This window comes from Comamonas antarctica (assembly GCF_013363755.1).
GTDB classification, from domain to species: domain Bacteria; phylum Pseudomonadota; class Gammaproteobacteria; order Burkholderiales; family Burkholderiaceae_C; genus Comamonas; species Comamonas antarctica.
In genome coordinates, this window is sequence record NZ_CP054840.1 from 4,182,018 (window position 1) to 4,206,721 (window position 24,704).

Annotated in this window: 17 protein-coding genes; 6 read left to right on the top strand and 11 right to left on the bottom strand. The window is 66.6% G+C overall.

What is annotated here, in order from left to right:
- Positions 1 to 24: 24 nt before the first annotated feature.
- The 3 genes from HUK68_RS19360 to HUK68_RS19370 all read right to left on the bottom strand — a co-directional run bounded on the left by HUK68_RS19360 (position 25) and on the right by HUK68_RS19370 (position 3,227).
- Entirely contained in the window at positions 25 to 465 is a 441-nt protein-coding gene (locus HUK68_RS19360; RefSeq protein ID WP_175505674.1) for a DUF4174 domain-containing protein, read from the bottom strand.
- A 107-nt stretch (positions 466 to 572) separates the two neighbouring features.
- Positions 573 to 2,198 (bottom strand): gamma-glutamyltransferase, encoded by a 1,626-nt coding sequence (ggt, locus tag HUK68_RS19365; RefSeq protein ID WP_175505675.1) that lies wholly within the window; start codon positions 2,196 to 2,198, stop codon positions 573 to 575.
- Positions 2,199 to 2,270: 72 nt separating this feature from the next.
- Complete coding sequence (locus tag HUK68_RS19370) at positions 2,271 to 3,227, bottom strand: Bug family tripartite tricarboxylate transporter substrate binding protein (protein WP_244146372.1); 957 nt, start codon at positions 3,225 to 3,227, stop codon at positions 2,271 to 2,273.
- A gap of 134 nt (positions 3,228 to 3,361) precedes the next feature.
- Here HUK68_RS19370 and HUK68_RS19375 point away from each other — a divergent pair, with 134 nt between their 5' ends.
- The 5 genes from HUK68_RS19375 to HUK68_RS19395 all read left to right on the top strand — a co-directional run bounded on the left by HUK68_RS19375 (position 3,362) and on the right by HUK68_RS19395 (position 11,454).
- Entirely contained in the window at positions 3,362 to 4,306 is a 945-nt protein-coding gene (locus HUK68_RS19375) for a LysR family transcriptional regulator (protein WP_175505677.1), read from the top strand.
- A complete protein-coding gene (locus tag HUK68_RS19380; RefSeq protein ID WP_175505678.1) occupies positions 4,306 to 6,168 on the top strand; it encodes a DUF4153 domain-containing protein in 1,863 nt (620 codons plus the stop codon). The genes HUK68_RS19375 and HUK68_RS19380 overlap by 1 nt, the downstream gene beginning before the upstream one ends.
- A gap of 203 nt (positions 6,169 to 6,371) precedes the next feature.
- Positions 6,372 to 8,057 carry an aspartate-alanine antiporter gene (gene aspT, locus HUK68_RS19385; protein ID WP_175505679.1) on the top strand — a complete coding sequence of 562 codons (1,686 nt, stop codon included), beginning with the start codon at positions 6,372 to 6,374 and terminating at the stop codon, positions 8,055 to 8,057.
- Between the two features lie 31 nt (positions 8,058 to 8,088).
- Entirely contained in the window at positions 8,089 to 9,777 is a 1,689-nt protein-coding gene (gene aspT, locus HUK68_RS19390; RefSeq protein WP_175505680.1) for an aspartate-alanine antiporter, read from the top strand.
- 42 nt (positions 9,778 to 9,819) lie between these two features.
- Complete coding sequence (locus HUK68_RS19395; protein WP_175505681.1) at positions 9,820 to 11,454, top strand: bifunctional aspartate transaminase/aspartate 4-decarboxylase; 1,635 nt, start codon at positions 9,820 to 9,822, stop codon at positions 11,452 to 11,454.
- Between the two features lie 21 nt (positions 11,455 to 11,475).
- Here the strand turns inward: HUK68_RS19395 and HUK68_RS19400 are convergent, their stop codons facing one another.
- The 6 genes from HUK68_RS19400 to HUK68_RS19425 all read right to left on the bottom strand — a co-directional run bounded on the left by HUK68_RS19400 (position 11,476) and on the right by HUK68_RS19425 (position 18,072).
- The gene (locus HUK68_RS19400; protein WP_175505682.1) at positions 11,476 to 12,954 is read right to left on the bottom strand and encodes a TolC family protein; all 1,479 of its coding nucleotides are present in this window, start codon (positions 12,952 to 12,954) and stop codon (positions 11,476 to 11,478) included.
- A complete protein-coding gene (locus tag HUK68_RS19405; protein WP_175505683.1) occupies positions 12,941 to 14,869 on the bottom strand; it encodes an FUSC family protein in 1,929 nt (642 codons plus the stop codon). Before HUK68_RS19405 ends, HUK68_RS19400 begins: the two co-directional genes overlap by 14 nt.
- Entirely contained in the window at positions 14,850 to 15,893 is a 1,044-nt protein-coding gene (gene mdtN / locus HUK68_RS19410; RefSeq protein ID WP_175505910.1) for a multidrug transporter subunit MdtN, read from the bottom strand. The genes HUK68_RS19405 and mdtN overlap by 20 nt, the downstream gene beginning before the upstream one ends.
- On the bottom strand, positions 15,890 to 16,288 hold the full coding sequence (locus tag HUK68_RS19415) for a hypothetical protein (protein ID WP_175505684.1): 399 nt from the start codon (positions 16,286 to 16,288) through the stop codon (positions 15,890 to 15,892). Before HUK68_RS19415 ends, mdtN begins: the two co-directional genes overlap by 4 nt.
- Before the next feature lie 75 nt (positions 16,289 to 16,363).
- Complete coding sequence (locus tag HUK68_RS19420) at positions 16,364 to 16,837, bottom strand: hypothetical protein (protein ID WP_175505685.1); 474 nt, start codon at positions 16,835 to 16,837, stop codon at positions 16,364 to 16,366.
- Positions 16,838 to 16,845: 8 nt separating this feature from the next.
- On the bottom strand, positions 16,846 to 18,072 hold the full coding sequence (locus HUK68_RS19425) for an RtcB family protein (RefSeq protein WP_175505686.1): 1,227 nt from the start codon (positions 18,070 to 18,072) through the stop codon (positions 16,846 to 16,848).
- Positions 18,073 to 18,915: 843 nt separating this feature from the next.
- On the opposite strand from HUK68_RS19425, the gene HUK68_RS19430 reads away from it, so the two are divergent.
- Positions 18,916 to 20,682 (top strand): DEAD/DEAH box helicase, encoded by a 1,767-nt coding sequence (locus HUK68_RS19430; protein WP_175505911.1) that lies wholly within the window; start codon positions 18,916 to 18,918, stop codon positions 20,680 to 20,682.
- A gap of 149 nt (positions 20,683 to 20,831) precedes the next feature.
- On the opposite strand, the gene gyrB is transcribed toward HUK68_RS19430, so the two are convergent.
- Together gyrB and dnaN are read right to left on the bottom strand one after the other, a co-directional pair.
- Complete coding sequence (gene gyrB, locus HUK68_RS19435; RefSeq protein WP_175505687.1) at positions 20,832 to 23,441, bottom strand: DNA topoisomerase (ATP-hydrolyzing) subunit B; 2,610 nt, start codon at positions 23,439 to 23,441, stop codon at positions 20,832 to 20,834.
- Positions 23,442 to 23,568: 127 nt separating this feature from the next.
- Complete coding sequence (dnaN, locus tag HUK68_RS19440; protein WP_175505688.1) at positions 23,569 to 24,687, bottom strand: DNA polymerase III subunit beta; 1,119 nt, start codon at positions 24,685 to 24,687, stop codon at positions 23,569 to 23,571.
- Positions 24,688 to 24,704: the final 17 nt, after the last annotated feature.

The following is a 24,704-nucleotide window of genomic DNA, read 5'->3' on the forward strand; positions in this document are numbered from 1 at the left end:
GCCTGCGCCGGGCAGCGGCAAGCCTCAGCGCGGCTGGCGCATGGGCATGCGATCGACTTCGGCAAATACCTCGTTGAGGTCGACGCCAGCGCCCTCGCGCAGCTTCACGCCGCCATCCTTGCCCACCAGTACGAAAGCTGCCGGCCCTTGCGCATCGAGCTCGAGCGCCTGCAACAGCGCCGCCGTATGCGCGGGTGCGAGCGGCTGATCGTTGCGGCTTCCTTTGCCGGCCACCACGGTGTAGAGCACCATGTCGCGCTCGCGGAAGGCCTCGCGCCCCGACGTCGCCCCCAGCGCTGCGCGCAGCTTGACCAGCAGGGGATCGCTGTCCCGGGGCACGACGACCACCACCGGCCGCGTTTTCCAGCGCTCGCCCTCCAGCGGATGGGGTTCGGCCAACGCAGCAGTGGCTGGCAAAGCCAGCGACAGGGCAGCGGCGGCATGGAGGGCAAGGCGGTTGTTCATGCAGTCATTGTTGCTGCGCTGTAACAGTTGCGTCGTAAGACATGAGCGCAAGCTGCGCCCGACCGTCGAATCAGCCTCCGCCGTGCCCGGGCAGAGGCGGCCAGGGGTCAGCTGCCGATCGTGGTGCGCAAGGCCACGCCATCGCGGCCGGGATCGGCGCCGCCATGCAGTCCGTCGGGCTGCACCTGCATGCCATGCACCCAGCCGATGGTGTAGTTGTACGGGTTGCGGCCCACGCTGTAGCCGTCGGCTTCGAGCGCGCGCGTCGTATAGCGCGGGATGCGATTGCAGACGTCGATCGAATTGCTGGTGGAGGAAAAGCGCGGGGCGGAGACCGCTGCCTGCATTTCCATGCGGTGGTCGATGACGTTGAGCAGCACATGCAGCACGCCCATCGCGATCTGCGTGCCGCCGGGCGCGCCCAGCACCATGTCGAGCTGGCCGTCCTTGAAGGTCATGGTCGGGCAGGACGAGGTGAAGCGGCTCTTGCCGGGCTGGATGCTGCCGGCGCGACCCGGGCGCGGATCGAACACGCCCATGCAGCCGTTGTACAGAAAGCCCATGCCCGGCGTGATCACGCCCGACGGCATGGCCAGCGAGTGCGTCATGGAGACGGCGTTGCCCTCGGCATCGACGATGCTCAGATGGGTGGTGTCCCGGGGCACGGGCGCGCCCGGATTGAAGCGTTGCACGTCGAAGCGCCGGCCTTCGCGGATCTGCTGCGCCGCGGCGCGCGCCAGGTCCTTGGACAGCAGCTGCTCCAGCGGCACCTCGAAGAAACGCGGGTCGCCGATATGCAGGTCCTTGTCCGTCGTGGCCTTCTTCATGGCTTCGCACACCAGGCGGATGTACGCGGGGCTGTTGTGCTCCATCGCGCCCAGGTCGAAGTTCTCCAGGATGTTGAGCATCTCCAGCAGCATGGCGCCGCCCCCCGGGGGCTGGTTGGTGGTGATGCGCCGGTCGCGGTAGCTGCCCACCAGCGGCGCATTGCGCTGCACGCGGTATTGCGCCAGGTCCTCGAGGGTGATCAACGCCCCCAGCGATTGCAGGTGCGCCACCATCTTCTGCGCCAGTTCGCCCGCGTAGAACGGCGCTGCGCCTTCGTCGGCAATCTGGCGCAGCACCTGGGCCATGCCGGCATTGCGCAGCGGGCTGCCGATCGGCTTGGGGCGGCCATCGGGCCGGCAGTACAGGGCGCGGCCTTCGTCGCTGTATTGCAGCCGCTCGAGATTGCCGACGCGGCCCATCGAGGGTTCGTCGATCCAGAAGGCATGCATGCCCGGGCGCACGAAATATCCGTCGCTGGCCCAGGCAATCGCGGGCTCCACGACCTGCTTCCAGGGCAGGCGCCCATGCGCGCGGTGCATTTCCGCCAGGCCCTTGAGCGTTGCCGGCACGCCAATGGACTGCGGGCCGATGTCGTTCACGCGCCCGGTCAGGATGAAGCCGAAGCCGTCCTTGGTCTCGCCTTCGAGCAGGTGCTCCCACATGTCCTCGCGCGCGGCCAGCGGCGCGGGCGAATGGAAGTCGAAATACTCGTGCACGCCGGCGCCGGGCAGGTACACGGCGGCGGTGCCAAAGCCCGCGATACCGCACATCAGCGGATCGACCACGGTCTGCGCCAGCGCCGTGGCCACGGCGGCGTCCACCGCGTTGCCGCCGGCGCGCAGGATCTCGATTCCGGATTCGGCTGCCTCGGGCTGAGGGCAGACGACCATTGCTTCTTTTTTCATGGCAGGGGGAAAAAAGCCCCATGAGCGCCGGTGCACGGCCGCATGGGGCAATGTTGAAAGGCAGGCCGGGGTTTACTTGCTGTTCAAATCCAGCGATTGCAGGGTCGGCCCCCAGGCGGCCACGTCGCGCGCAGTCGTCTCCATCACCAGCGACGCCGGACCCGAAACCGGGATCACGCCCAGCGTCTTCAGGCGCGCCTGCACGCTGGGGTTCTGGTGGAAGGACTCCGTAGCCTTGTTCAGCTTCTCGATGATGGCCGGCGGCGTGCCGGCACGCGCCACCACGGCGCTCCAGCCCATGTTGTCGAAGCCCTTCACGCCCAGTTCGCTGGCCGTCGGCACATCGGGCAGTTCGGGCAGGCGCTGCGGCGACAGCACGGCCAGCGGGTTGAGCTTCTTGTTCAGGATGTGCGGCAGCGCCGTGCCGTAGACCGGCGCCATGATTTCGGTCTGCCCGCCAATCGCCGCCATGATCCCGTCGGACTCGCCCTTGTAGGGAATGTGGGTCATGGAGATGCCCAGCTTCTTCGACAGCAGTTCCACCGCCAGGTGGGTCGAGTTGCCCAGACCCGCGGACGAGTAATTGAGCTTGCCCGGGGCCGCCTTGGCTTTTTCCGTGAGTTCCTTGAGCGAGGTGATGCCGGTCTTGGGGTTGGCGCTGAGCACGAAGGGCACGGTGGTCAGCATCGCGACGCCGGTGAAATCCTTCTCCGGGGTGTAGGGCAGCGGCTTGTAGGTGAACTGGTTCAGCACCATCAGCGACACGCTGCCGTACAGCAGCGAGTAGCCGTCGGCCGGCTGGCTCAGCAGGCTCTGCGCGGCGATGATGCCGCCCGCGCCGGGCTTGTTCTCCACCACGATGGTGGCACCGATGGCCTTGCCCGCATGCTCCGCCCAAAGCCGGGCAATCGTGTCCGAGCTGCCACCCGGTGCCTGGGAAACGATCAGGCGCACGGGGCGCTCGGGATAGGCATGCTGCGCGTAGGCGGCAGAGCTGCCGATGGCGCACAGTGCGGCGCAGGCCAGCAGCCGGGAAGCACGGGGAAAAGCATTTGACACGGGCGATCCTTGGACTTAGAAGACACAAAACATGAAGGTATTTTCATGCTGTGTATTGGCTAACACCTAATGAAAATGCGAACTGCATTCATGAAGGTTTTCTCATGATTGAAAAAATGGACAGCAGCAACTGGGCACGCCGCCTGAAGATCAAGCACCTCGAACTGTTCCTCGCGCTCGACGAGGCCGGCACGCTGACGCAGGCCGCCGAGCGCCTGCACATGACGCAATCGGCCATGTCGCACTGGCTGGCCGAAATGGAGGGCGTGGTCGGCACGCCGCTGGTGGTGCGCGGCCGCAAGCTGCAGCTGACGCCCTCGGGCCAGTTGCTCAAGCAGCTGGCCATCAATGTGCTGGGCGACATCCAGCACACCGGCAAGGCGCTGAGCGCGGTGGCTGCCGGGCGCGTGCCGCGGCTGAACATCGGCAGTGTCTGGGCGGGTATTGCCGGCGGCTTGCCACAGGCCATTTCCGCGTTCCAGGAGCTGCATCAGGATGTCGCCATATCCATCCATGACGGCCCGTTTGCCAGCCTGCTCGAAGGGCTGGAGTCGCGCGCCATGGACGCGGTGATCGGCGTGCTCGATGCGCGCGCGCACCGCGACGGCCTGGAGCATAAGGTGCTGTTCGAAGACCGCGTGGCGGTGGTGATCGGGCGCGGCAGCAAGTTCTGGCCGCAACCCGCGGCGCCGACTTTCGCGCAACTGCTGCGCGCGCGCTGGGTCATGCCGCCCGGCGGCACGCTGACGCGCACCCAGTTCGATGCGTTTCTCCTCGAGCAAGGCGCCTCCTGGCTGGCGCCGCGGGCCGAAACCGCTTCGCTGGCCATGATGCAGGCGCTGTTGAGCAAGGGCGATTACGTGGGCGTGTGCTCCGAGTCCATGGCCGATGAGATGGTGGGCGCAGGCCTGTTCCGCAAGCTGCCCATGGGCTCCGCCATCCGCTTCGGCCCGATCACCGTGATGTGGAATTCGGACCATGTGAACTCCACGTTGAAGGACTTCATCGCCTGCCTGCGCAGCGCGTGCCGCGAACTGCAGCGGCCCTGATGCGCGCCGCTACACTGGGCCGCATGCCATTGCCCAGCACCCTGATTTCCGCGCCTGATTCTCTTGATCGACCTTCAACGGCCGTGCGCAACGGCCTGCTGGCCATGGGCCTGCTGCAAGGCCTGCTGACGCTGGCGCTGGTGCATGCGCAGTGGACGCCCGGCTGGAAGGCGCTGGCGCTGCTGCTGATCCTGCTGCCGCCGCTGTTCATGGCCATGGCCGTCACGCGCTGGCGCGATGCGCGGCTCTGGGCCGGCGGCGCGGCGATGGCCGGCGTGGCGGGCGTGATGGCGGGCTGGGTGGTCTGGGGACTGCGCCAGTCGCCGCAGCACGACGGGGGCGTGTTCGTCGGCCTGGGCGTTGCCGCGTCGCTGTGGTGGTTTGTCGCCTTGCCCTGGTTCCAGGGCTTTCTGGGCCAGGGCCGCTGGCGCGTGGCTTATGCCGCGCACTTTGCGCTGGCCTGGAACAACGCGCTGATGCTGGCGCTGGCGGCGCTGTGCGTGCACCTGGTCTGGGGCGTGCTGTGGCTCTGGGCCGGGCTGTTCGCACTGGTCAAGGTGCGGCTGTTCGTCGAGCTGTTTTCCGCAGAGTGGTTTGTCTACACGCTCACGGGCCTGCTCGCGGGCCTGGGGCTGTGGCTGGCGCGCACGCAGCAGCGGCCCATCCAGATGATGCTGCAGACCCTGCTGGTGCTCGGGCGCCTGCTGCTGCCGCTGCTGGCCTGGGTGCTGGTGTTCTTCGTGCTGGCGCTGCTGTTCACGGGCGTCGAGGGCCTGTGGGCGACGCGGTTTGCGGCCGCGCTGCTGATGGGCGTGCTGATCCTGCACACCTGGCTGGTGAATGCGGTCTACCAGGACGGAGCGGCGCCGCACGCGCCGTATGCGCGCCTCCTGCAGTGGCTGGTCAACGCCAGCCTGATCGTCATGCCGGTGCTGGCCACGCTGGCCTGCGTGGCCATCGGCCTGCGCGTGCGGCAGTACGGCTGGACGTTGGAACGCGTCTGGGCGGCCGCGGCCGCGGGCGTGCTGTGGCTTTACGCCGTGGGTTATGCCTGCGCCGCGGCCCACAGCCTGCGCCAGGGCGCGGCACGCCCCTGGCTGCCCTGGCTTGCGCCCGTCAACCAGGCGATGTCGCTGTTGGTGCTGGCCGTGCTGCTGGCGCTGCAGACCCCCGTGCTTGACGGCCAGCGCATTGGCGCCGCGAGCCAGCGCGAGCGCCTGCGCGCCGATCCAGCGCAGGCCAGCCTGGACCGTCTGGCCGATCTCAAATGGGGCTATGGCCGCCATGGCGCCGCCGCCATCGAGGCCCTGGCCCAGGACCCTGGTTTCCAGGATCCCGAACTGCGCCAGCAGCTGGAAAAAGTGCGCAGCTCCGCCACGCGCCTCGATCTGCCCGCGGCGCCGCGCCAGCCTGAAACCGTCGACCTGGCCGCGGCGCAGGCGCGCATCAAGACCCCTGCCGGCATGCAGCGCCCGCAGCCCGACTGGTGGCAGTGGTGGAGCCAGCAGACACTCGATCAGTATTGGGCGGAACAATGCCGGTTCGCGGGTGCCGACTGTGTCGTGCTGTCGGGCGACTGGGACCAGGACCAGCAGCTCGATCACCTGCTGTGCAATCTGAAGGACAACGGCAACCGCAGTTGTCGCCTCAGCGCGCGCGCGGCCGATGGGCAATGGGAGGACCAGGGCGAGGTGGCATGGGGCAAGACCTATTCGGCCGACGCGAAACGCGCGGCCAATGACGCCTTGCGCGAGGGCCGCATCGGCGCCGAGCGCCCGCGCTGGCCGCAGTGGCAGCTGCCGCAGCAGTTGGCCGCGGGCGATGCGCGGCCATTCACGGGACGGCTGCAGGCGCCGGATTGACGAACCGCTGACGCTTGGTTTGCGCCATGTGTCGCGTCAAGTGGCACCAAGGTCCCATGCGCCGCTGGGGACGCGATCGCTAGCATTCGACCTATCCCGCAACGTATAGGCCGACCATGCATGCATGTCCTGGGTTCCGGTTCTTCCCCTCCTGCCGCGGCTTGCGCGCAGGGTAGATTCCTGCGTCTCGAGCGCTTCCGGCCATGCTTGCCGCTGCCGTTTCACTGCTGCAACAGCATCCCGAGATCGCGCTTTTTCTGGTGCTGGCGCTGGGCTATGCGCTCGGGCAGATCCGCTTTGGCCCGATCCAGCTGGGCGGCATCTGCGGCACCCTGATCGTGGCGCTGGTCGTGGGCCAGCTCGACATCCATCTTTCGGACGGCGTGAAGAACACCTTCTTCATGCTGTTCATCTTTGCGCTGGGCTATGCCGGCGGCCCGCAGTTCTTTGCCAATCTCGACGCCAAGGGGCTCAGGATGGGCCTGCTGTGCGTGGTCGAGGTGGTGGTGGTGCTGGCGCTGGTATTGGCCGCGGCCTGGTGGCTGGCGCTGGACCAGGGCACGGCCGCCGGGCTGATGGCCGGCGCGGCCACCGAGTCGGCCGTGGTGGGCACGGCCACCGATGCGCTCTCCAAGCTGCCGCTGCCCGGCGATGCGATACGCCAACTGCAGGCCAATGTGGTCACGGCTTATTCGATCACCTATGTGTTCGGCCTGATTGCCATCGTCGTTGCCACCAGCCAGGTGTTTCCGCTGCTGCTGCGCGTGGACCTGCGCGCCGAGGCCGATCGCCTGTGGCAGAACATGGGCGGCGGCGCCGAGGATGCGGGCGCGGCCAGCGCCACGCCTGAAATGGTCGGGCGGGTCTACGAAGTGGTGCATGGCCATGGCCGCACGCTGCAGACCTTGGCGGAACTGCTGCGGGGCCAGGTGGCGATCGAACGCGTGCTGCGCCAGGGCCGGGCGCTGGACGTGGTGCCCGGGCTGCGCCTGCAGGCCGGCGACCAGGTGCTGGCCATCGGCCGGCGCGAGGTGCTGGTGGGCGTGGCGGAGCTGCTGGGCCGCGAGTTCGCCGACACCGCGGCTTTCGATGCCGTGGTCGAGACCACCGAGGTGGTGCTCACGCGGCGCGCCTACTTCGGCGCCACGCTGCAGGCGCTGCGCGCGGCCCTGCCGCCCAAGGTGCAGCTGCTGGGGCTGCTGCGCCACGGCCACGCCATGCCGCTGCTGCCCGACATGGCGCTGCGCCAGGGCGATGTGCTCAAGCTGTACGGCCCCGTTGCCGACATGCAGCAGGCAACTGCCCTCGCCGGCCAGCGCGTGCGCATCTCGTCGCGCACCAACCTCAGCTATGCCTCGGCCGGCATCCTGCTGGGCGTGTTCATCGGCGGCTTCAGCGTGTCGCTGGGCGGCATTCCCTTCTCGCTGGGCACGGGCGGCGGCGCGCTGCTCACGGGCCTGGCCTTTGGCTGGTACCAGGCCAAGCATCCGCAGCGACTGGGCATTCCGCCCGATGCGCTGGCGCTGATGAAGGACCTGGGCCTGGCGACCTTCATTGCCTGCGTCGGGCTGGCCTCGGGGCCGCAGGCGCTGTCGCTGATACGCGAGTTCGGCGTGGCGCTGCCGCTGGTGGGCGTGGCCGTGGCGCTGGTGCCGGCCTGCATGTCGCTGTTCATCGGCCACCGGCTGCTCAAGCTCGATGCCCCGGTGCTGCTGGGTGCGATCGCGGGCCAGCAATGCAGCACGCCGGCGCTCAGCGCGGTGCAGAACGCCGCCGGCAACACCACCCCGCTGCTGGGCTACACCATCACCTACGCCATCTCGAACGTGGTGTTGCCGCTGATGGGCCCGCTGATCGTGGCGCTCGCCGGCATGCTGCCACCCCGTTGACCCGACTGCTTTCGACGCAAGGAACCGATCCATGGAATGGCTGCACGAACTCTTCAAGAAGTCGCCCGAGATGGCGCTGTTCCTGTCGCTGGCGGTGGGCTACGCCATCGGCAAGATCCGGTTCGGCAAGTTCCAGCTCGGGGGCGTGGCCGGCTCGCTGCTCGCGGCGGTGGTCGTGAGCCAGGTCGGCGTGCAGGTCGACAACGGCGTGAAGGCGGTGCTGTTCGCACTGTTCATCTATGCCGTGGGTTTCGAGAGCGGGCCGCAGTTCTTCGGTGCGCTGGGGCGGCGCACCATCAAGGAAATCGTGCTGGCCGCGGTCATGGCCGTCACCAGCCTGATCACCGTGGTGGTGATGGCGCGGATCTTCGGCCTGGACAAGGGCCTGGCCGCGGGCGTGGCCGCGGGCGGGCTCACGCAATCGGCGATCATCGGCACCGCGGGCGATGCCATCGCCAAGCTGGGCCTGGCGGCCGAGGAGACGGCGCGGCTGCAAGGCAACGTCGCCGTGGGCTATGCCGTGACCTACGTGTTCGGCTCGTTTGGCGCGATCCTGGTGTGCGTGAACATCCTGCCGCGCTTCATGGGCCGCAGCATCCGCGACGACGCCATTGCCGCCGAGACCTCGATGCAGGCCGGCGTCAAGGTGCTGGGCCCTGACCAGCAAGACGCTGCGCCCGCGCTGGTGGGCCGCATCTACGAGCTGACCGGCGACGCCAAGCGCAGCATTGCCGAGATCGAGAACGCCAACCCCGCGACCACCATCACCATCGAGCGCGTGAAGCGCGCGGGCCGCATCATCGAGCCCAGCCCCGAGCTGGTGCTGCAAGGCGGCGACACGGTGCTGGTCGTGGGCCGGCGCGACGCGGTGGTGGCGAGCGCGCCGCTGCTGGGGCGCGAGGTGTATGCCGTCGAGGGCATGGAGCTGACGATGCTCAAGCGCGACGTCGTGCTCACCAACAAGGAATTCGACAAGCACACCGTCGCGCAGATCCGCGAAGCTACCGCCGGCGGCGTGCGCCACGGCATCTTCGTGGTGCAGATCAGCCGCATGGACAAGGTGCTGCCAATGGCGCCCGATACCGTCGTGCATGTGGGCGACGTGGTGTCGATCTACGGCGCCGAGCAGGACGTCAAGCGCGTCGCGGCGGTCATCGGCGATGCCATCGTGCCCAGCGCCAAGACAGACTATGTCTACCTGGGCGCGGGCCTGGTCGCGGGCCTGCTGATCGGCATGCTGAGCGTGCGGCTGGGCGACATTCCGCTGACGCTGGGCGCGGGCGGCGGCGCGCTGCTGGCCGGCCTGCTGTTCGGCTGGTTCCGGGCGCGCAAGCACACCTTCGGCGCGCTGCCGGCCGGCGCGGTGCAACTGCTCAAGGACCTGGGGCTGGCCGGCTTCGTCGTTGTGGTCGGCCTGCAGTCGGGCCTGCAGGCCGTCGAGACGGTGCGGCAGCTCGGCCTCACGATCTTCGGCGTGGGCGTGGTCGTCACCATCGTGCCGATGCTGCTGACCATGCTGTTCGGCCGCTATGTGCTGAACTACCAGAACACCGCCGTTTTCGCCGGCGCGCTGAGCGGCTCGCGCAGCGCCAACCCGGCCTTCGGCGAGGTGCTGGACAAGGCCGAGAACACCGTGCCCACGGTTTCCTTTGCCGTCACCTATGCGCTCGCCAATGTGTTTCTCACGCTGCTCGGCCCGCTGATCGTGGCGCTGGTCTGACCGCGGTTTTGTTTCTTCGACTGTTCACCCAGGAGCGTTCCCATGGATTTTGGCGACTTGCAAAAACTGGCCGTGCTGAGCCCTTTCGAACTCAAGGACGCGCTGATCCAGGTCGCGAGCGAAAGCGACCGGATGATGCTCAACGCCGGGCGCGGCAACCCCAACTTCCTGGCCACCACGCCGCGCCACGGCTTCTTCCAGTTCGGCCGGTTCGCGATGGCCGAGAGCGAGCGTTCGTTCGTCTACATGGACGGTGTCGGCGGATTTCCGCAGCGCGCAGGCATAGAGGCGCGCTTCGAGATCTTCACCACGGCCAACGCGGGCCAGCCCGGCACGCGCTTCATTGCCGCCGCCGTGTCCTATGTGCGCGACCAGCTGGGCCTGTCGGCGGGCGACTTCATCTACGAGATGTGCGAGGCCATTCTCGGCTGCAACTACCCCGTGCCCGACCGCATGCTGCGCATGAGCGAGATCATCGTCGGCCAGTACATCCACCAGGAGATGATCGGCCTGCACCCGTTTGTAGGCCGCTTCGACATGTATGCGGTGGAGGGCGGCACGGCCGCCATGACCTACCTGTTCAACAGCCTGCGCGAGAACGGCCTGCTCGAGCCCGGCGACACCATCGCGCTGGGCATGCCGATCTTCACGCCCTACATCGAGATTCCGCAGCTCAACGACTACCAGCTGATTGAAACGCCGATCGATGCGCCGCCGGAGAACAACTGGCAGTTCACGCGGCAGGAGCTGCAGAAGCTGCTCGATCCCAAGGTCAAGGCCTTCTTCCTGTGCAACCCGAGCAACCCGCCCTCGGTGAAGCTCAGCGACGAGGTGCTGGAGATCATTGCCGACATCGTGCGGCAGCGGCCAGATCTCATCATCCTGACCGACGATGTCTACGGCACCTTTGCCGATGACTTCAAGAGCCTGTTCGCGATCTGCCCGCACAACACCATCCTGGTCTACTCGTTCTCGAAATACTTCGGCGCCACCGGCTGGCGCATGGGCGTCGTCGCCACGCACGAAGACAACATCCTCGACCGCCAGATCGCCGCGCTGCCGGAGGCGAGGCGCCAGGAACTCGACAAGCGCTACTGCTCCATCACCACCGCGCCGCGCCAGCTGAAATTCATCGACCGCCTCGTGGCCGACAGCCGCACCGTGGCGCTGAACCACACGGCCGGCCTGTCGACGCCGGTGCAGGCGCAGATGGTGATGTTCTCGCTGTTCTGCCTCATGGACGAACCGCAGTCGTACAAGAAGGCCATGAAGCGCATCGTGCTGCGCCGCAAGGAGGCGCTGTACCGCGAGCTGGGCCTGCCCCTGCCGGTGGACCCGAACTCGGTGAGCTACTACCACCTGCTCGACATGCAGGACATCGCCACGCAGCTGTATGGCGCGCAGTTCGGCGAATGGATACTCACGCGCCTGCAGCCCAACGAGGCGCTGTTTCGCATCGCGCAGGAAACCAGCATCGTGCTGCTGCCCGGCCGCGGCTTTGGCGGCACGCATGCGTCGGGGCGCGTGTCGCTGGCCAATCTCAACGAATACGACTACGCCAACATCGGCCGCGCGCTGCGGCGCATGGCGCAGGAATTCTTCGAGCTGTTCGAGAAGGAGGTTGCGGGCGGCGCCGTGAAGAAAGCGGCTGTGGCCAGGCGCGCGCCCAGGAAGTAGCCGCGGCCTGCGCGCCGCCCTTCACGGCGGCGCGGCGCCCAGGCCCCCGGTGGCAAGTGCCAGCGAAACCGCGGCCGATTGTGCCGCCGCGCGGGCATCGACCAGCACCTGACGCGCCTCCAGCAGCTGCGTTTGCGCCAGCGTCACGGCGGTCACGGTGCCGACGCCCTGGCGGTAGGCCTCAGCGGTGGCGTCGTGGGTCGTCGCGGCGGTGCTGCGCAAGGCTTCGGCGGCTTCATAGGCAGCCAGGGCACTGCGCAGCGCGTCTTGGGCGACCACCACCTGCAGCACGGCCTGCTGTCGCACGCGGTCCAGCCGCGCCTCGGCGGCCTCGATGCGCAGTTGCGCCTGCCTCTGCGCCGAGGCCCGCGTGTCACCGTCGAACAACGGCACGGTGACGCCGACGAACACCCCCGCGCCCGAACCGCTGCCCGCAAGGTTCAGCGTGGGCCCGTCCTGGCTCAGGCCGGGCAGCGCCGCCACGCTGGCGCCGCCGCTGCGCGACGCCGATGCCGCGAGAAACACCTTGGGCATGCGCGCCGCCTCGGCGGCCCTGGCGCCCGCGTGGCTGGCCTGCAGCGCCGCATGCGCGGCCTGCACGTCGGGCCGGCGCGCCAGCGCCTCGGCCACGATGCGCTCCACCGGTGCTTCGTCGGCAAGGCTCAGCCGGGGCGCGGGCGCCTCGGCCAGTTGCAGCGGCGTGAGCGGAGAAATGCCCATCGCGGCAATGAGCGCGTGGTAGCTGTCGCGTTCGCGCCCCTGGGCCTGCACGCTGGCCAGCCTGGCCTGCGCCTGGCCCTGGCGTGCCTGCGCGACTTCGAGCACCGTGCCTATGCCCTGCGCGTGGCGCGCCTGCGCCGCGTCAAGCACCTGGCCGCTGTTGGCCAGCGCGCGCTGCGCCACCTCGACGCGCGCCCGGGCCGCGCCATGGGCGTAATAGGCGAGGGACACCGCTTCGATGATCTGCTGGTGCGCGGCGGTGAAGCCGATATTGCTCACCATTGCCGCCTGCTCGGCGGCCTCGCCCAGCGCGGCGCGTTCGCCGAAATCAAACAGCAGCCACTGCAGCGACAGCACGCCGATGGAAGCGTGGCCGCTGCGCTCGGTCTCGACGGACAGGAACCGGCCGCCGATGTCGCCGCGCCGATGTTGCGCACCGGCCAGCACCGTGGCCGACAGGCGCGGCAACCAGCTGTTGTGCGCAATGCCGGCCGCCGTCGAGGCATTGCGCGCATCGATCCACGCAATGCGCGTGGCGGGGTGGCTGCGCTGGGCGATGTCGATCAACTCCGGCAGCGTATGGCGGTGGGCGAGATCGATAGCGGGCGTGGTGGGCAACTCGGCCAGCGCAGGCCGTGGCGGCAGCGTGAAATCCTGCACGGAGGCGCCGGGGTACCAGGGCTTGTCGTGGCGCGGCGGCGCCAGTTCGGGCGCCGCGCTGGCACCGCCGGCAAGCATGGCCAGCACTGCCGCGACGGCAAGAAATTCAGCGCGCTGCATGCGTTTGCTCCTGCACGGCCTCGGCCAATGCCGACACGGGCCGCGCCAGCGCGGGCGGCAGGGCGGTGGCGGCGGTGGGCGCCGGCGGCGAGGCCGCGTCGATCTGCCGTGACAAGCCGTCCAGCGTGGCCGCCAGCGCCGCATCGCCCGGCTGCAGCATCAAGGGCGCCACCAGTGCATTGGCGCATTGCAGCGTGCGCTGGCGCTGCGCGATCCAGTCCGCGCCGGGCCGCACCTGCGGCGGCTCGTAGGCCAGCAAGGCGAGGTCGTCGGCAATCGCGCCCTGCGCCGCCTGCGCTTTGCCCAGCTGCGCGGCGGCCAGCGCCGTCTCCGGCGCCTTGGCAACGCGCGCCAGATGCCGCAGCAGCGCCGCCAGCGCCGTGTCGATGCGCTGCGCCACGCTCACCGGCCACACGCGCGTGAACACCAGGTAGACCACCAGATTGCCCAGCAGGATGCCGATCACGCGGTCGCTGGCAACGCCCAGGTCATAGGTAGGCCCGTTGCCCTGCAGCACGCACAGATAGAACGCAAACGCGATCTGGAAGCCGGCATAGGCAATGCGCGAACTGCCCACGGCAATCCAGGTGGCGCCCAGGGTCACGATGAAGCACAGCGCCAGCAGCCCCGCGAGTCCGTCCAGTGCCGGCAGCACCCACAGCAGCGCCGCCACGCCCAAGGCGGCGCCCACCAGGCAGCCCGCAATGCGCAGGCTGAGCTTCTGCACGGTCTCCGCCGTGGTGCCCAGCGCGACGACAAAGCAGGTGATGAAGGCCGTGTGGATGCCCTGCCAGCCCAGCGCGTTGTAGAACAGATAGCAGAACATCGCCGCGCCCGTGGCCTTGAGCGCGAAGCGCACATGCAGCGGATTGCTGAACGCATCGTGCGCGAAAAATCCCGGCGCGGGATCGGGGTCGGGCGGTGCGGGTTCGGCTTCATCGGCGAAATGCGCCAGCGTGCGGCGCAGGCGGGCCAGGGCTTGCGTGGCAGACGGCGCCAGTGCGGCCTGCGGGATGTCCGGCAAGGATATCTCCACCGGGTAGCCGCCGCGCGCGAGAATCCGCGCCATATCGTCCAGCGTCCCGGCAATGGCGCTGCGTGCCGCCGGGTCGGTAAGGGCCGCATCCAGCACCTCGGCCAGCACCAGCACGCGCGAGGTGGCGTGGCAGGCATGTTCGAGCGCTGCGATGTCGGTGGCCGGGTACCGCTTTTCCAGCGCCGCCAGCCGCAGCCAGCCCAGTATTTCCTGCGGCCCCTGCGCGCGCAGGCGCTGCATCTCGGCGCGTTCGGCGGCCTTGCCGCTGCGCAGCACCGCCCCCGCGGCCTCGAGCCGCAACGCCAGCGCACGCTCGGCCAGGCGCCGCGGCGCCGGCGCGGCCAGCAGGTTGACGGCCACGCAGACGCCCGCCGGAATGGCCACCATCAGCCAGGCATAGAGCAGGGCGCGCGTCGCGAGTTCGCCCACCGGCACCAGCGCGATCAGCGAGAGCGCAAACGTCACGATCAACGCCACGATGCCGCCCACGGGGGCCAGCTTGCTGGCCGACGCCAGAAAGAACAACGCGGCGGCAATCAGCGTCATGCTGGCCAGCAGCGCGGCCGGGCGGCCGATCAGGAAATTAGCCATCAGTGCCACCAGGCCGATCAGCGCCGAGGCCAGCACCAGCATGCCTGCGCTCAGCACGATGCTGGTGGTGCGGTCGGCGCGCAGCAGGAAGAAGCCCACGTAGGCCGTCAGAGCCACCTCCGGCGTCTGGAACCATTCGGCCACGCCGACACTGAGCGTGCAGACCAGCGCCAGGCGCAACGCGAACTCCAGCCGCCCCGGCGCCGGGCGCAGCAATTGCAGCAGGCCGCGGGCGTCCGCAAGCGGCGCGGGCGGCGCTGTCAGAGATTCAGCGGCAGGCATCGCCATGGCGGATCTGCACCACCGCGCTTGCGCCCAGCCGCATCAGCGATTGCGGCGGCTCCTGCAGCGCGACGCGCACCGGAAAACGCTGGGCGACGCGCACCCAGTTCATGGACTTCTGCACATAGGGCAGGTTGCGCGGCAGCGTGATGCGGTCCGCATCGAGCACCCCCGCGCCTATGCCCGTGACCGTGCCGCGCAGCGCCTGCCGGCGGTCGATCATCGAATACACCGTGGCGCAGTCGCCCACCGCGATGCGGGACAGATCCGACTCGCGCAGATTGGCCACCGCAGACCATTCGCCCGACACCACCAGCGTGAACAGCGACTGCGAAGGCACGACGATCTCGCCCGTGGTGATGGACAACCCCGTCACCCGTCCGTCATGCGGCGCGCGCACCGTGGCGCCGGCCAGCGCATGCCGGGCCAGGGCCACCGCGGCCTCGCGGGCCCGCACCGTGGCCTGGCTGCCATCGTCGGTGCCGACCGCGCGGCCGGCCGCACGCTCCTGCTCGCGCGCCTGGCGCAGCGTGATCTGCGCGTCGCGCTCCGCGGTCTCGGCCTGGTCCAGCTGCTGCTGCGGCACATAGCCCTTGGCGGCCAGCGGCCGCAGCCGCGCCACGGTGCGCTGCGCCAGGGCCAGGTTGGTCTGCGCGCGCCGCGTCTGCTCCGAAGCCTGCGCGGCGGCCGACTGCTCGGTGCCCACCCCGCGCCGCTGCGTGGCCAGCATGGCGCGCGCCAGCGCCAGATCGGCCTCGGTCTGTTCGACAGCCAGTTGCAGGGGCTCGGGATCGATCTGGAACAGTTCGTCGCCGGCGCGCACCGCGCTGTTTTCCTTCACCGCGATACGCACGACGCGCCCGCCCACGGTGGAGGCAATGTGAACCACCTCGGCATCGAGCGTCGCATCGTCGGAAGCCACCGCCTGCCGCTGCAGCAGCCACGCCCCCGCCGCCACGGCCAGCAGCACCACGGCGATCACCACCGCATAGCGCCAGGCCGCTGGCCGGCTGCGCCCGGCGGCCTTCAGGGCAGTGCTCCCATGGCGAGGCGCCAGCCACCCAGCGCCAGCAGGAAGCCCGCGGCCAGGCACAGCGCCAGCGGCCACGGCCACGATGCGCCGGAATGCGTCAGCACCATCACCAGCCGCACGGCCACCGCCAACGCGCCCCACAGCAGGGAAAACAGCAGCCAGGAGGGAAAGTAGGCGCCAAAGAAGACATGGCTGGGCGCACTGGCCGAAGCGCAGCCGGCCAGCGGCAGCAAGCCAAGAACCGAAGCCCGCGGTACCCACGCGCCCGCACGCGCAAGCGCGCCGGACGGCCTTCGGCTGCGCTCGCGGTGCGCGCCGGATGGGCGATCGGCTGGCCTTGCGCGCGCAGCCAAACCATCGTCATCGAGCGCAGGGCAGATCAGGTTTTGCATTTCATGAACATGTCGTTGAAATTCCGGGCTGCTCTGCCGATCATGGGCCACCAGGGGTGGCGTGATGTCAGGGAATCATAGCCGCTCGGTTTGATCCGCGATGCGCAGGCACGCGCCGAAAAACGCGGCTGCAAGCAGCGGCCAGCCAAAGAAGGCGATGCGCACCATCAGCGAGCCACCGGTCGTCGCCATCAGGCCGATGCAGACCAGAGCGGCACTTGCCAATCCGCACCACGCAATGCGCCTGTCCAGCGTGACATTCCGGCGCAGCATCTGGTAGTAGAGGCGCCACGCCGTGACCAGCCCGAACCATCCCGCCGCGATGGCCGCGATCAGCGCCATTGCGGCGCCCAGGTGCTGGCCGCGCTGCAGCGCATCCGCTGCCCACGCCACGCCGAGCAGGGTGCCGAACGCAGCGCACAAGGTGCTGGGAAGAAGCACGGCAATCGCTAGCAGCCGGAGCATCAAAGGGTGGGGCATGGTGACCGGTTCTTTCGTGGGAGCCCGCGACGATAGCAGCCTGTCGATCGGCGGCACCATCTGCTTCAATGTTCTTCTCACCCCTTCACGCACACCACCTGCTTCAGGGTGTGCACCACCTCGACCAGATCCTGCTGCGCCGCCATGACGGCGTCGATGTCCTTGTAGGCCATGGGAATCTCGTCGATGACATTCGCATCCTTGCGGCACTCGACACCCGCGGTGGCCTTGACCTGGTCCTGCACCGTGAACATCTGCTTGGCCTTGGTACGGCTCATCACGCGGCCCGCGCCATGGCTGCAGCTCTCGAAACTCTCCGGGTTGCCCAGGCCGCGCACGATATAGCTGCGCGCGCCCATGCTGCCCGGAATGATGCCCAGCTCGCCGCGTTTCGCGCTGACCGCGCCCTTGCGCGTCACGAACACGTCCTGGCCGAAGTGGCGCTCCTGCTGCACATAGTTGTGGTGGCAGTTCACCGCCTCGACATGCGACTCGAACGGCTTCGTGATGACCTTGCGCACGGTGGCGATCAGGTTGGCCATCATCACCTCGCGGTTCTTCATCGCAAAGCGCTGCGCCCAGCCGATGCCGCGCACATAGTCGTCGAAATGCTCGGCGCCTTCCTCGAAATAGGCCAGGTCCTTGTCAGGCAGATTGCGCTGGTGGCGCTCGGCATCCTTCTTGGCCAGCTCGATGAAATGCGTGCCAATGGCATTGCCCACGCCGCGCGAGCCCGAGTGCAGCATGAACCACACGAAGCCCACCTCATCGAGGCAGACCTCGATGAAATGGTTGCCCGTGCCCAGCGTTCCCAGGTGCTTGCGGTTGTTTGTCTTCTCCAGGCGCGGATGCAGCCGGCACAGCGCATCAAAATCATCGGCCAGCGTGGCCCAGGCCTGGTCCACGGCCTGCGGCGTATTCGCCCAACTGCCCGGGTCGCGCCCGCCGCGGCGCGGCGTGAAGCCATGCGGCACGGCCGCCTCGATGGCCGAACGCAGCGGCCCCAGGTTGTCAGGCAGGTCCTCGGCGCGCAGCGTGGTCTTCGCCGCCATCATGCCGCAGCCGATATCCACGCCCACCGCCGCCGGAATGATGGCCTTGATCGTCGGAATCACCGAGCCCACGGTGGCGCCAATGCCCAGATGCACATCCGGCATCGCCGCGATGTGCTTGAACACGATGGGCAGCCGCGCCGCATTGGCCAACTGCGCCATGGCCTCGGGTTCGACGGGCACGCCCTTGGTCCACATTTTCACCGGCACGCCGCCGGCGACTTTTTCAATCTTGTAGTTCAGTTCTTTCATCTTGTTCTCCATGCAGGGCGGCGCTGGCGGGAACTGCCCGTTGCGTTTGACCTTGTGCGTTGTCTAGTGCAAAGGGTATGCCCATTGCATGGGTTGCTGCTGGTGTGCTTTTCAACTCATTGAATTGAAAGAGGGTTTCACTGGATTTGTGCTGTGGATAACTTTCTTGTCTATTGTGTATTTCCTGTTATCAACAGAGTTGTAGCCAGTATTCGCTGAAAAGATGTAGGCAAAAACTAGGTCATCATGGGCAGTCAGCTGGATGCGGAATAGGGAGTCGACCGGCCCAGCGGCGCCGGTAAGTCCCACCTGGCCCGGCGCATGTACGAACTGAAGGAGTTAAGCGACTCCCGCGAAGACCTGTTTGCGCGCATCCATCTTTGGTTTTCCACCTTGCTGGCTTGGCGCAGCGCCCCGAGGCTATCGGACCTTATGTAGACCATCGGCTGGTACGCGCTGCTGCGGAGACAGGGCGGGCCGCTTGCTTCAACGTTGAGGCCAAGACGCGTTACGTGCGCTTCGCCAAGTCGGCAGAAGCACTTTGAAGAGGCAATTTCCGGGATTCGCTCGGCCAGCGTGACGCTGATGGCTATGGTGGCGGATGGGGGCGGATTTCTGCTGCGGCGGTGGATGCTGAAGGCGCTAGTTATTCGACCAGTCGCGGCTGCAGCAATCGATAGTCAATGATGCTGACACATTGAGTTCGGTTTGAGTTGAACGACTATCAGCGGAACGTGTAAAGATGATAATTTTGAGCAGTTGTTGCTTGGAGTATTCTCATCTACTCCAAGGAGATAAAAAGTGGCGGTATTGATTCCTGCAATGGGAGCCTGTGTTGGTCGGATGACCTCAGGCGAGCGCCGTCTGGCAGAGCGGCTGGAGCAAAAACTCGATGACGACTACATGCTCTGGTATGACGTTCCCATCGGTCCAAAACAGACACATCCGGATTTTGTGGTGATCCACCCGCGCCGAGGTATTCTGATTCTGGAAACCAAAGATTGGCGGCTCGATACGATTCAGCAGGCCACCAAACAGGCATGGACACTGAACGTTGACGACAGGCCTAAAGTCGTCATCAATCCGGCGGCCCAGGCACGGCACTGCGCCATCCAGGTCGTCAACGCGCTGGAATGCGATCCGCAATTAATACAGGGAGAGGGGCGGCATCAAGGAAAGCTGTCATTTCCCTGGGGCAGCGGCGTCGTTTTTACGAACATCACACGCAAGCAGTTCGAGGATTCTGCACTGGACCAGGCGATTGATGGCCGTCTCGTCATCTGCAAGGACGAGATGCTGGAGTCTGCGGATGCGGAGGCTTTTCAACAGCGGTTGTGGAACATGTTCCCTCACGCATTCGGCCAAGCTATTTCCGTGCCGCAATTGGAGCGTGTGCGCTGGATCATGTTTCCTCAGGTGCGTGTTCCAGTACAAGGTAGTCTGCTGTCAGATGACACAGATGATCTCCCGGACATCATGCGAGTCATGGATCTGCAACAGGAGCAACTGGCACGCAGCTTGGGCGATGGGCATCGTGTCATCCATGGGGTTGCGGGTTCCGGCAAAACCATGATCCTTGGCTATCGTGCTGAGCATCTGGCCAAAATTCCTTCAGCCAAGCCCATCCTCGTACTTTGCTACAACGAGCCTCTGGCTGTGAAGTTGAATGCTTGGCTCACGGCCAAGGGGATATCTGACCGCGTCCACGCTCGGAATTTCCACAAGTGGTGTCGTCAGCAATTGGTGGCTTACGGTCAAACCTTGCCAGCCCAGGGCGCTGGTATGTTTGATCAAATGGTGGAGTTTGTGATCCGCGGTGTGGACCGGCAACAAATTCCGTCCGGACAATACCAAGCGGTAATGGTTGATGAAGGACATGACTTTCAACCGGAATGGCTCAAGCTCGTGACCCAGATGGTTGACCCTGAGACCAACAGCTTGCTGGTGTTGTACGACAGCGCCCAGAATATCTACGGCAAAAGCAAGGCCCGTGGTTTCAGCTTCAAAAGCGTGGGAATCCAGGCATCAGGCCGCACCACCATCCTCAAGATAAATTACCGAAATACCAAGCAAATCCTGCAGGTCGCCAATCGTGTCGCTGCCGAGTTCTTGCAACCCGACGCGCAGGACGATGATGGCGTACCACTGGTACAGCCCGTCAGCTGTGGCCGCGAAGGACAAGAGCCATTGATCGTGCGCTTGCCAACGCACAGCCACGAGCCCGCCAAGATTGCAGAGCTTCTGGCCAGCGCGCACCAGGAAGGCCACGCCTGGGGCGATATGGCCATTCTCTGCCGAAACCACGAGTCGATGAACCAGTGCGCCGCGGCGCTTGCGCACCGCAGGCTGCCTCACCGGGTGCGACACAAATCCGGCGACTTCGATCCATTGGCCGACACCATCAAAATCATGACCATGCACGCCAGCAAAGGACTGGAGTTTCCCGTGGTCGCAGTTGCGGGCGTTGGGCAAATGCCCCGCGATGGCGAAGAGCCGGCGGACGAGGCCAAATTGTTTTATGTGGCCGCCACCCGGGCAACACAAAAGCTGGTGCTGACCATCGCCGGGACGGGCGCCTTTGCGAATTCGCTACTTGCAGCGTCGCACTAGCAGAACCGCAGAAAGGCGGTAGGGGTTCAGCGTGGCAATCGCGGACTGGCGGCCATCAATTCGTGGCGTCCCAACAAAAAAAGCCCGGAATTGATCCGGGCTTTCCGTCGATTGGCACGGGAGCCAATACGGGTGACATTCGAAAAACATCAAACGTCAATATTCCCCGCCCTCAGCGCATTGGCCTCAATAAAATTCCTCCGCGGCTCCACATCATCCCCCATCAGCATCGTGAACACGCGATCCGCCTCGATCGCATCGCTGATGCCCACCTGCAGCAGGCTACGCACATTGGGATCCATCGTCGTCTCCCACAGCTGCGCCGGGTTCATTTCACCCAGACCCTTGTAGCGCTGGCGGCTGGTGGTGCGTTCGGCTTCGGAGATCAGCCATTGCATGGCCTGGCGGAAGTCGGTGACGCGTTCGGAGCGAGCCTTGTCGCCTTCGCCGCGGATGGCCTTGGCGCCTTCGGCGAGCAGGCCGTTGAAGTGCTGGGCTTCGGCGGAGAGGGCGGCGTAGTCGTTGCTGCGCACGAAGTCCTGGGTCAGGATCGAGCTCTTGATGTTGCCGTGGTGGTGGCGGCTGATGCGCAGCACCGGGTTGTCGGACTGCGGGTCGATCTCGCCCGCGACCTCGGCGGGGACGCCGGTCGTGGTGAGTTCGCGCAGCTTGGCTTCGAGGATCGGAGCGCAGGCCTGGGCTTCTTCCAGCGTGTCGAGCTTGATCTGCACGCCGTCGGCAATCGCGCGCAGGGCTTCGGCGTCCATGAAGGCCGAGAGGCGTTCGATGACGGCTTCGGCGGCCAGGTGCATGTAGGCCAGCTTGGCCAGCTCTTCGCCTTCGAGCGTGCGCGGCTGGGCGCCGCCGGTGGTGACGCTGGCGTGGTTCAGCGCGATGCGCAGCAGGTAGCTGTTGAGCGCCGGGCCGTCCTTGAGGTAGAGCTCTTCCTTGCCGCTCTTGACCTTGTACAGCGGTGGCTGCGCGATGTAGATGTGGCCGCGCTCGACGAGTTCGGGCATCTGGCGGTAGAAGAAGGTCAGCAGCAGGGTGCGGATGTGGGCGCCGTCGACGTCCGCATCGGTCATGATGATGATGCGGTGGTAGCGCAGCTTGCCCGGGTCGAAATCGTCGCTGCTGCTCTTGCCCGATTCGACGCTGGCCTTGCCGATGCCGGTGCCCAGCGCCGTGATCAGCGTGATGATTTCCTGGCTGGCGAGCAGCTTCTCGTAGCGCGCCTTCTCGACGTTCAGGATCTTGCCGCGCAGCGGCAGGATGGCCTGGAACTTGCGGTCGCGGCCCTGCTTGGCGGAGCCGCCGGCGGAGTCGCCCTCGACGATGTAGATTTCGCTGAGCGCCGGGTCTTTTTCCTGGCAGTCGGCGAGCTTGCCGGGCAGGCCCATGCCGTCGAGCACGCCCTTGCGGCGCGTCATTTCACGCGCCTTGCGCGCGGCTTCACGCGCGCGCGCGGCTTCGATGATCTTGCCGCACAGCAGCTTGGCGTCGGTGGGGCGCTCCTCGAGGAATTCGGCCAGGGTCTTGGCGACGATGTCCTCGACCGGCGCGCGCACTTCGCTCGACACCAGCTTGTCCTTGGTCTGGCTCGAGAACTTGGGCTCGGGCACCTTGACGCTGAGCACGCAGCACAGGCCTTCGCGCATGTCGTCGCCCGTGACCTCGACCTTGGCTTTCTTGGCCAGTTCGTTCTGCTCGATGTACTTGCCGATGACGCGCGTCATCGCGGCGCGCAGGCCCGTGAGGTGGGTGCCGCCGTCACGTTGCGGGATGTTGTTGGTGAAGCACAGTACCTGCTCGCTGTAGCCGTCGTTCCACTGCATCGCGACCTCGACACCAATCTCGGTGCCGGGAATGCCGCCATAGGACTCGGCCGGGCGCGTGCCCGTGGCGTAGAAGGGCGTGGGGTGCAGCACCTTCTTGTTGGCGTTGATGAAGTTCACGAAGCCCTGCACGCCGCCGGCGCCGGAGAAGTCGTCCTCCTTGCCCGAGCGCTCGTCCTTGAGGCGGATGCGCACGCCGTGGTTCAGGAAGGACAGCTCGCGCAGGCGCTTGGCCAGGATCTCGTAGTGGAACTCGTTGTTCTGCGTGAAGATCTCGGTGTCGGGCAGGAAGTGGACCTTGGTGCCGCGCTTGTCGCTCGGACCGATGACGCGCATCGGCGAGATCTCGACGCCGTTGACCTCTTCGATCAGCCGGTTCTGCACGAAGCCGCGCGCGAAGTCGATCTCGAAGGCCTGGCCTTCGCGGCGCACCGTGAGCTTGAGCCACGACGACAAGGCGTTGACGCAGGACACGCCCACGCCGTGCAGGCCGCCCGACACCTTGTAGCTGTTCTGGTTGAACTTGCCGCCGGCATGCAGCTCGGTCAGCGCGATCTCGGCGGCCGAGCGCTTGGGCTCGTGCTTGTCGTCCATCTTCACGCGCGTCGGGATGCCGCGGCCGTTGTCGATGACGGACAGCGAGTTGTCGGCGTGGATGGTGACCAGGATGTCGTCGCAGTGGCCGGCCAGCGCTTCGTCGATGGAGTTGTCCACCACTTCGAAGACCAGGTGATGCAGGCCCGTGCCATCGGAGGTGTCGCCGATGTACATGCCGGGGCGCTTGCGCACGGCTTCCAGGCCTTCGAGGATCTGGATCGCGCCTTCGCCGTAGCCTTCGCTGGCGCCGGCCTGCTGGGCGTCGATCTTGTGGGCCGGCTCGATCGAGTCGCCTTGGGGTTCGGGCAGCGTTGTGTCAGCGGTCATTGGGAGAAGCCTTGCGATCCGGAGGAAACGAAGTTTCCAAAATATTCAGATGGGGTAGTAAAGGCGGCAAATGCTGTGGATAACATGCATTTGCCGCTGGTAGCTCACGATGCGCTGGGCCGAGGCCTCAAATGCGCATCGGCATCACGACATACTTGAACTGCTCGTTCTCGGGGATGGTCAGCAGCGCGGAGCTGTTGCCGTCGGCGAGATCGATCTTCACCATGTCCTGGCCCATGTTGGTCAGCGCGTCGATCAGATAGGTCACGTTGAAGCCGATTTCAATCGTGTCGCCGCCGTAGTCGATGTCGAGTTCATCCACGGCTTCTTCCTGCTCGGCGTTGTTCGACGCCACGCGCAGCGTGCCGGGCTCGAGCGTGAGGCGCACGCCCTTGAACTTGTCGCTGGTCATGATGGCCGTGCGCTGCAGGCTGGCCAGCAGCGGGGCGCGGCCCAGGGTCACGCTGTTGCTGTGGTTCTTCGGGATGACGCGGTTGTAGTCGGGGAACTTGCCCTCGACCAGCTTGGTCACGAACTCCATGCCGCCAAACGTGAACTTGGCCTGGTTGTTGGCGAACTGCATCTCGATGTGCGGCTGGTTGTCGCCACCCACGTCGGACAGCAGGCGCTGCAGCTCGAGCACGGTCTTGCGCGGCAGGATCACTTCCTGCTTGGGCACTTCGACGTCAAGCGTAGCGCTGGAGAACGCCAGGCGGTGGCCGTCGGTGGCCACCAGGCTCAGCGTGTTGCCTTCGGCGACGAACAGGATACCGTTGAGGTAGTAGCGGATGTCCTGCACGGCCATCGCGAACGACACCTGGCCCAGCAGGTCCTTGAGCACCTTCTGCGGCACGCTGAACGAGGGGCCGAACGCCGCGGCTTCCTGCACCAGCGGGAAGTCCTCGGCGGGCAGGGTCTGCAGCGTGAAGCGGCTCTTGCCGCCCTTGAGCACGATCTTGTTCTGGCTGGTTTCCAGCGCCACGGTCTGGTCGCCGGGCATGGTCTTGAGAATGTCGATCAGCTTGCGCGCGCCCACCGTGGTGGTGAAGTCGCCGGTGTCGCCGCCGAGCTCGGCGGTGGTGCGGATCTGGATCTCGAGATCGCTGGTGGTGAGTTGCAGGGCGTTGCCTGTCTTGCGGATCAGCACATTGGCCAGGATGGGCAGCGTGTGGCGGCGTTCGACGATGCCGGACACCGACTGCAGGACTGCGAGAACCTTGTCTTGTGTTGCCTTCAGGACGATCATGTCAACCTTTAGAAATT

Bases quoted from the DNA above. Each gene is read 5' to 3' on its own strand.
- HUK68_RS19360 (WP_175505674.1), bottom strand. From the start codon at position 465: ATGAACAACCGCCTTGCCCTCCATGCCGCCGCTGCCCTGTCGCTGGCT.
- ggt (WP_175505675.1), bottom strand. From the start codon at position 2,198: ATGAAAAAAGAAGCAATGGTCGTCTGCCCTCAGCCCGAGGCAGCCGAA.
- HUK68_RS19375 (WP_175505677.1), top strand. From the start codon at position 3,362: ATGATTGAAAAAATGGACAGCAGCAACTGGGCACGCCGCCTGAAGATC.
- HUK68_RS19380 (WP_175505678.1), top strand. From the start codon at position 4,306: ATGCGCGCCGCTACACTGGGCCGCATGCCATTGCCCAGCACCCTGATT.
- aspT (WP_175505679.1), top strand. From the start codon at position 6,372: ATGCTTGCCGCTGCCGTTTCACTGCTGCAACAGCATCCCGAGATCGCG.
- aspT (WP_175505680.1), top strand. From the start codon at position 8,089: ATGGAATGGCTGCACGAACTCTTCAAGAAGTCGCCCGAGATGGCGCTG.
- HUK68_RS19395 (WP_175505681.1), top strand. From the start codon at position 9,820: ATGGATTTTGGCGACTTGCAAAAACTGGCCGTGCTGAGCCCTTTCGAA.
- HUK68_RS19400 (WP_175505682.1), bottom strand. From the start codon at position 12,954: ATGCAGCGCGCTGAATTTCTTGCCGTCGCGGCAGTGCTGGCCATGCTT.
- HUK68_RS19405 (WP_175505683.1), bottom strand. From the start codon at position 14,869: ATGGCGATGCCTGCCGCTGAATCTCTGACAGCGCCGCCCGCGCCGCTT.
- HUK68_RS19415 (WP_175505684.1), bottom strand. From the start codon at position 16,288: ATGCAAAACCTGATCTGCCCTGCGCTCGATGACGATGGTTTGGCTGCG.
- HUK68_RS19425 (WP_175505686.1), bottom strand. From the start codon at position 18,072: ATGAAAGAACTGAACTACAAGATTGAAAAAGTCGCCGGCGGCGTGCCG.
- HUK68_RS19430 (WP_175505911.1), top strand. From the start codon at position 18,916: ATGACCTCAGGCGAGCGCCGTCTGGCAGAGCGGCTGGAGCAAAAACTC.
- gyrB (WP_175505687.1), bottom strand. From the start codon at position 23,441: ATGACCGCTGACACAACGCTGCCCGAACCCCAAGGCGACTCGATCGAG.
- dnaN (WP_175505688.1), bottom strand. From the start codon at position 24,687: ATGATCGTCCTGAAGGCAACACAAGACAAGGTTCTCGCAGTCCTGCAG.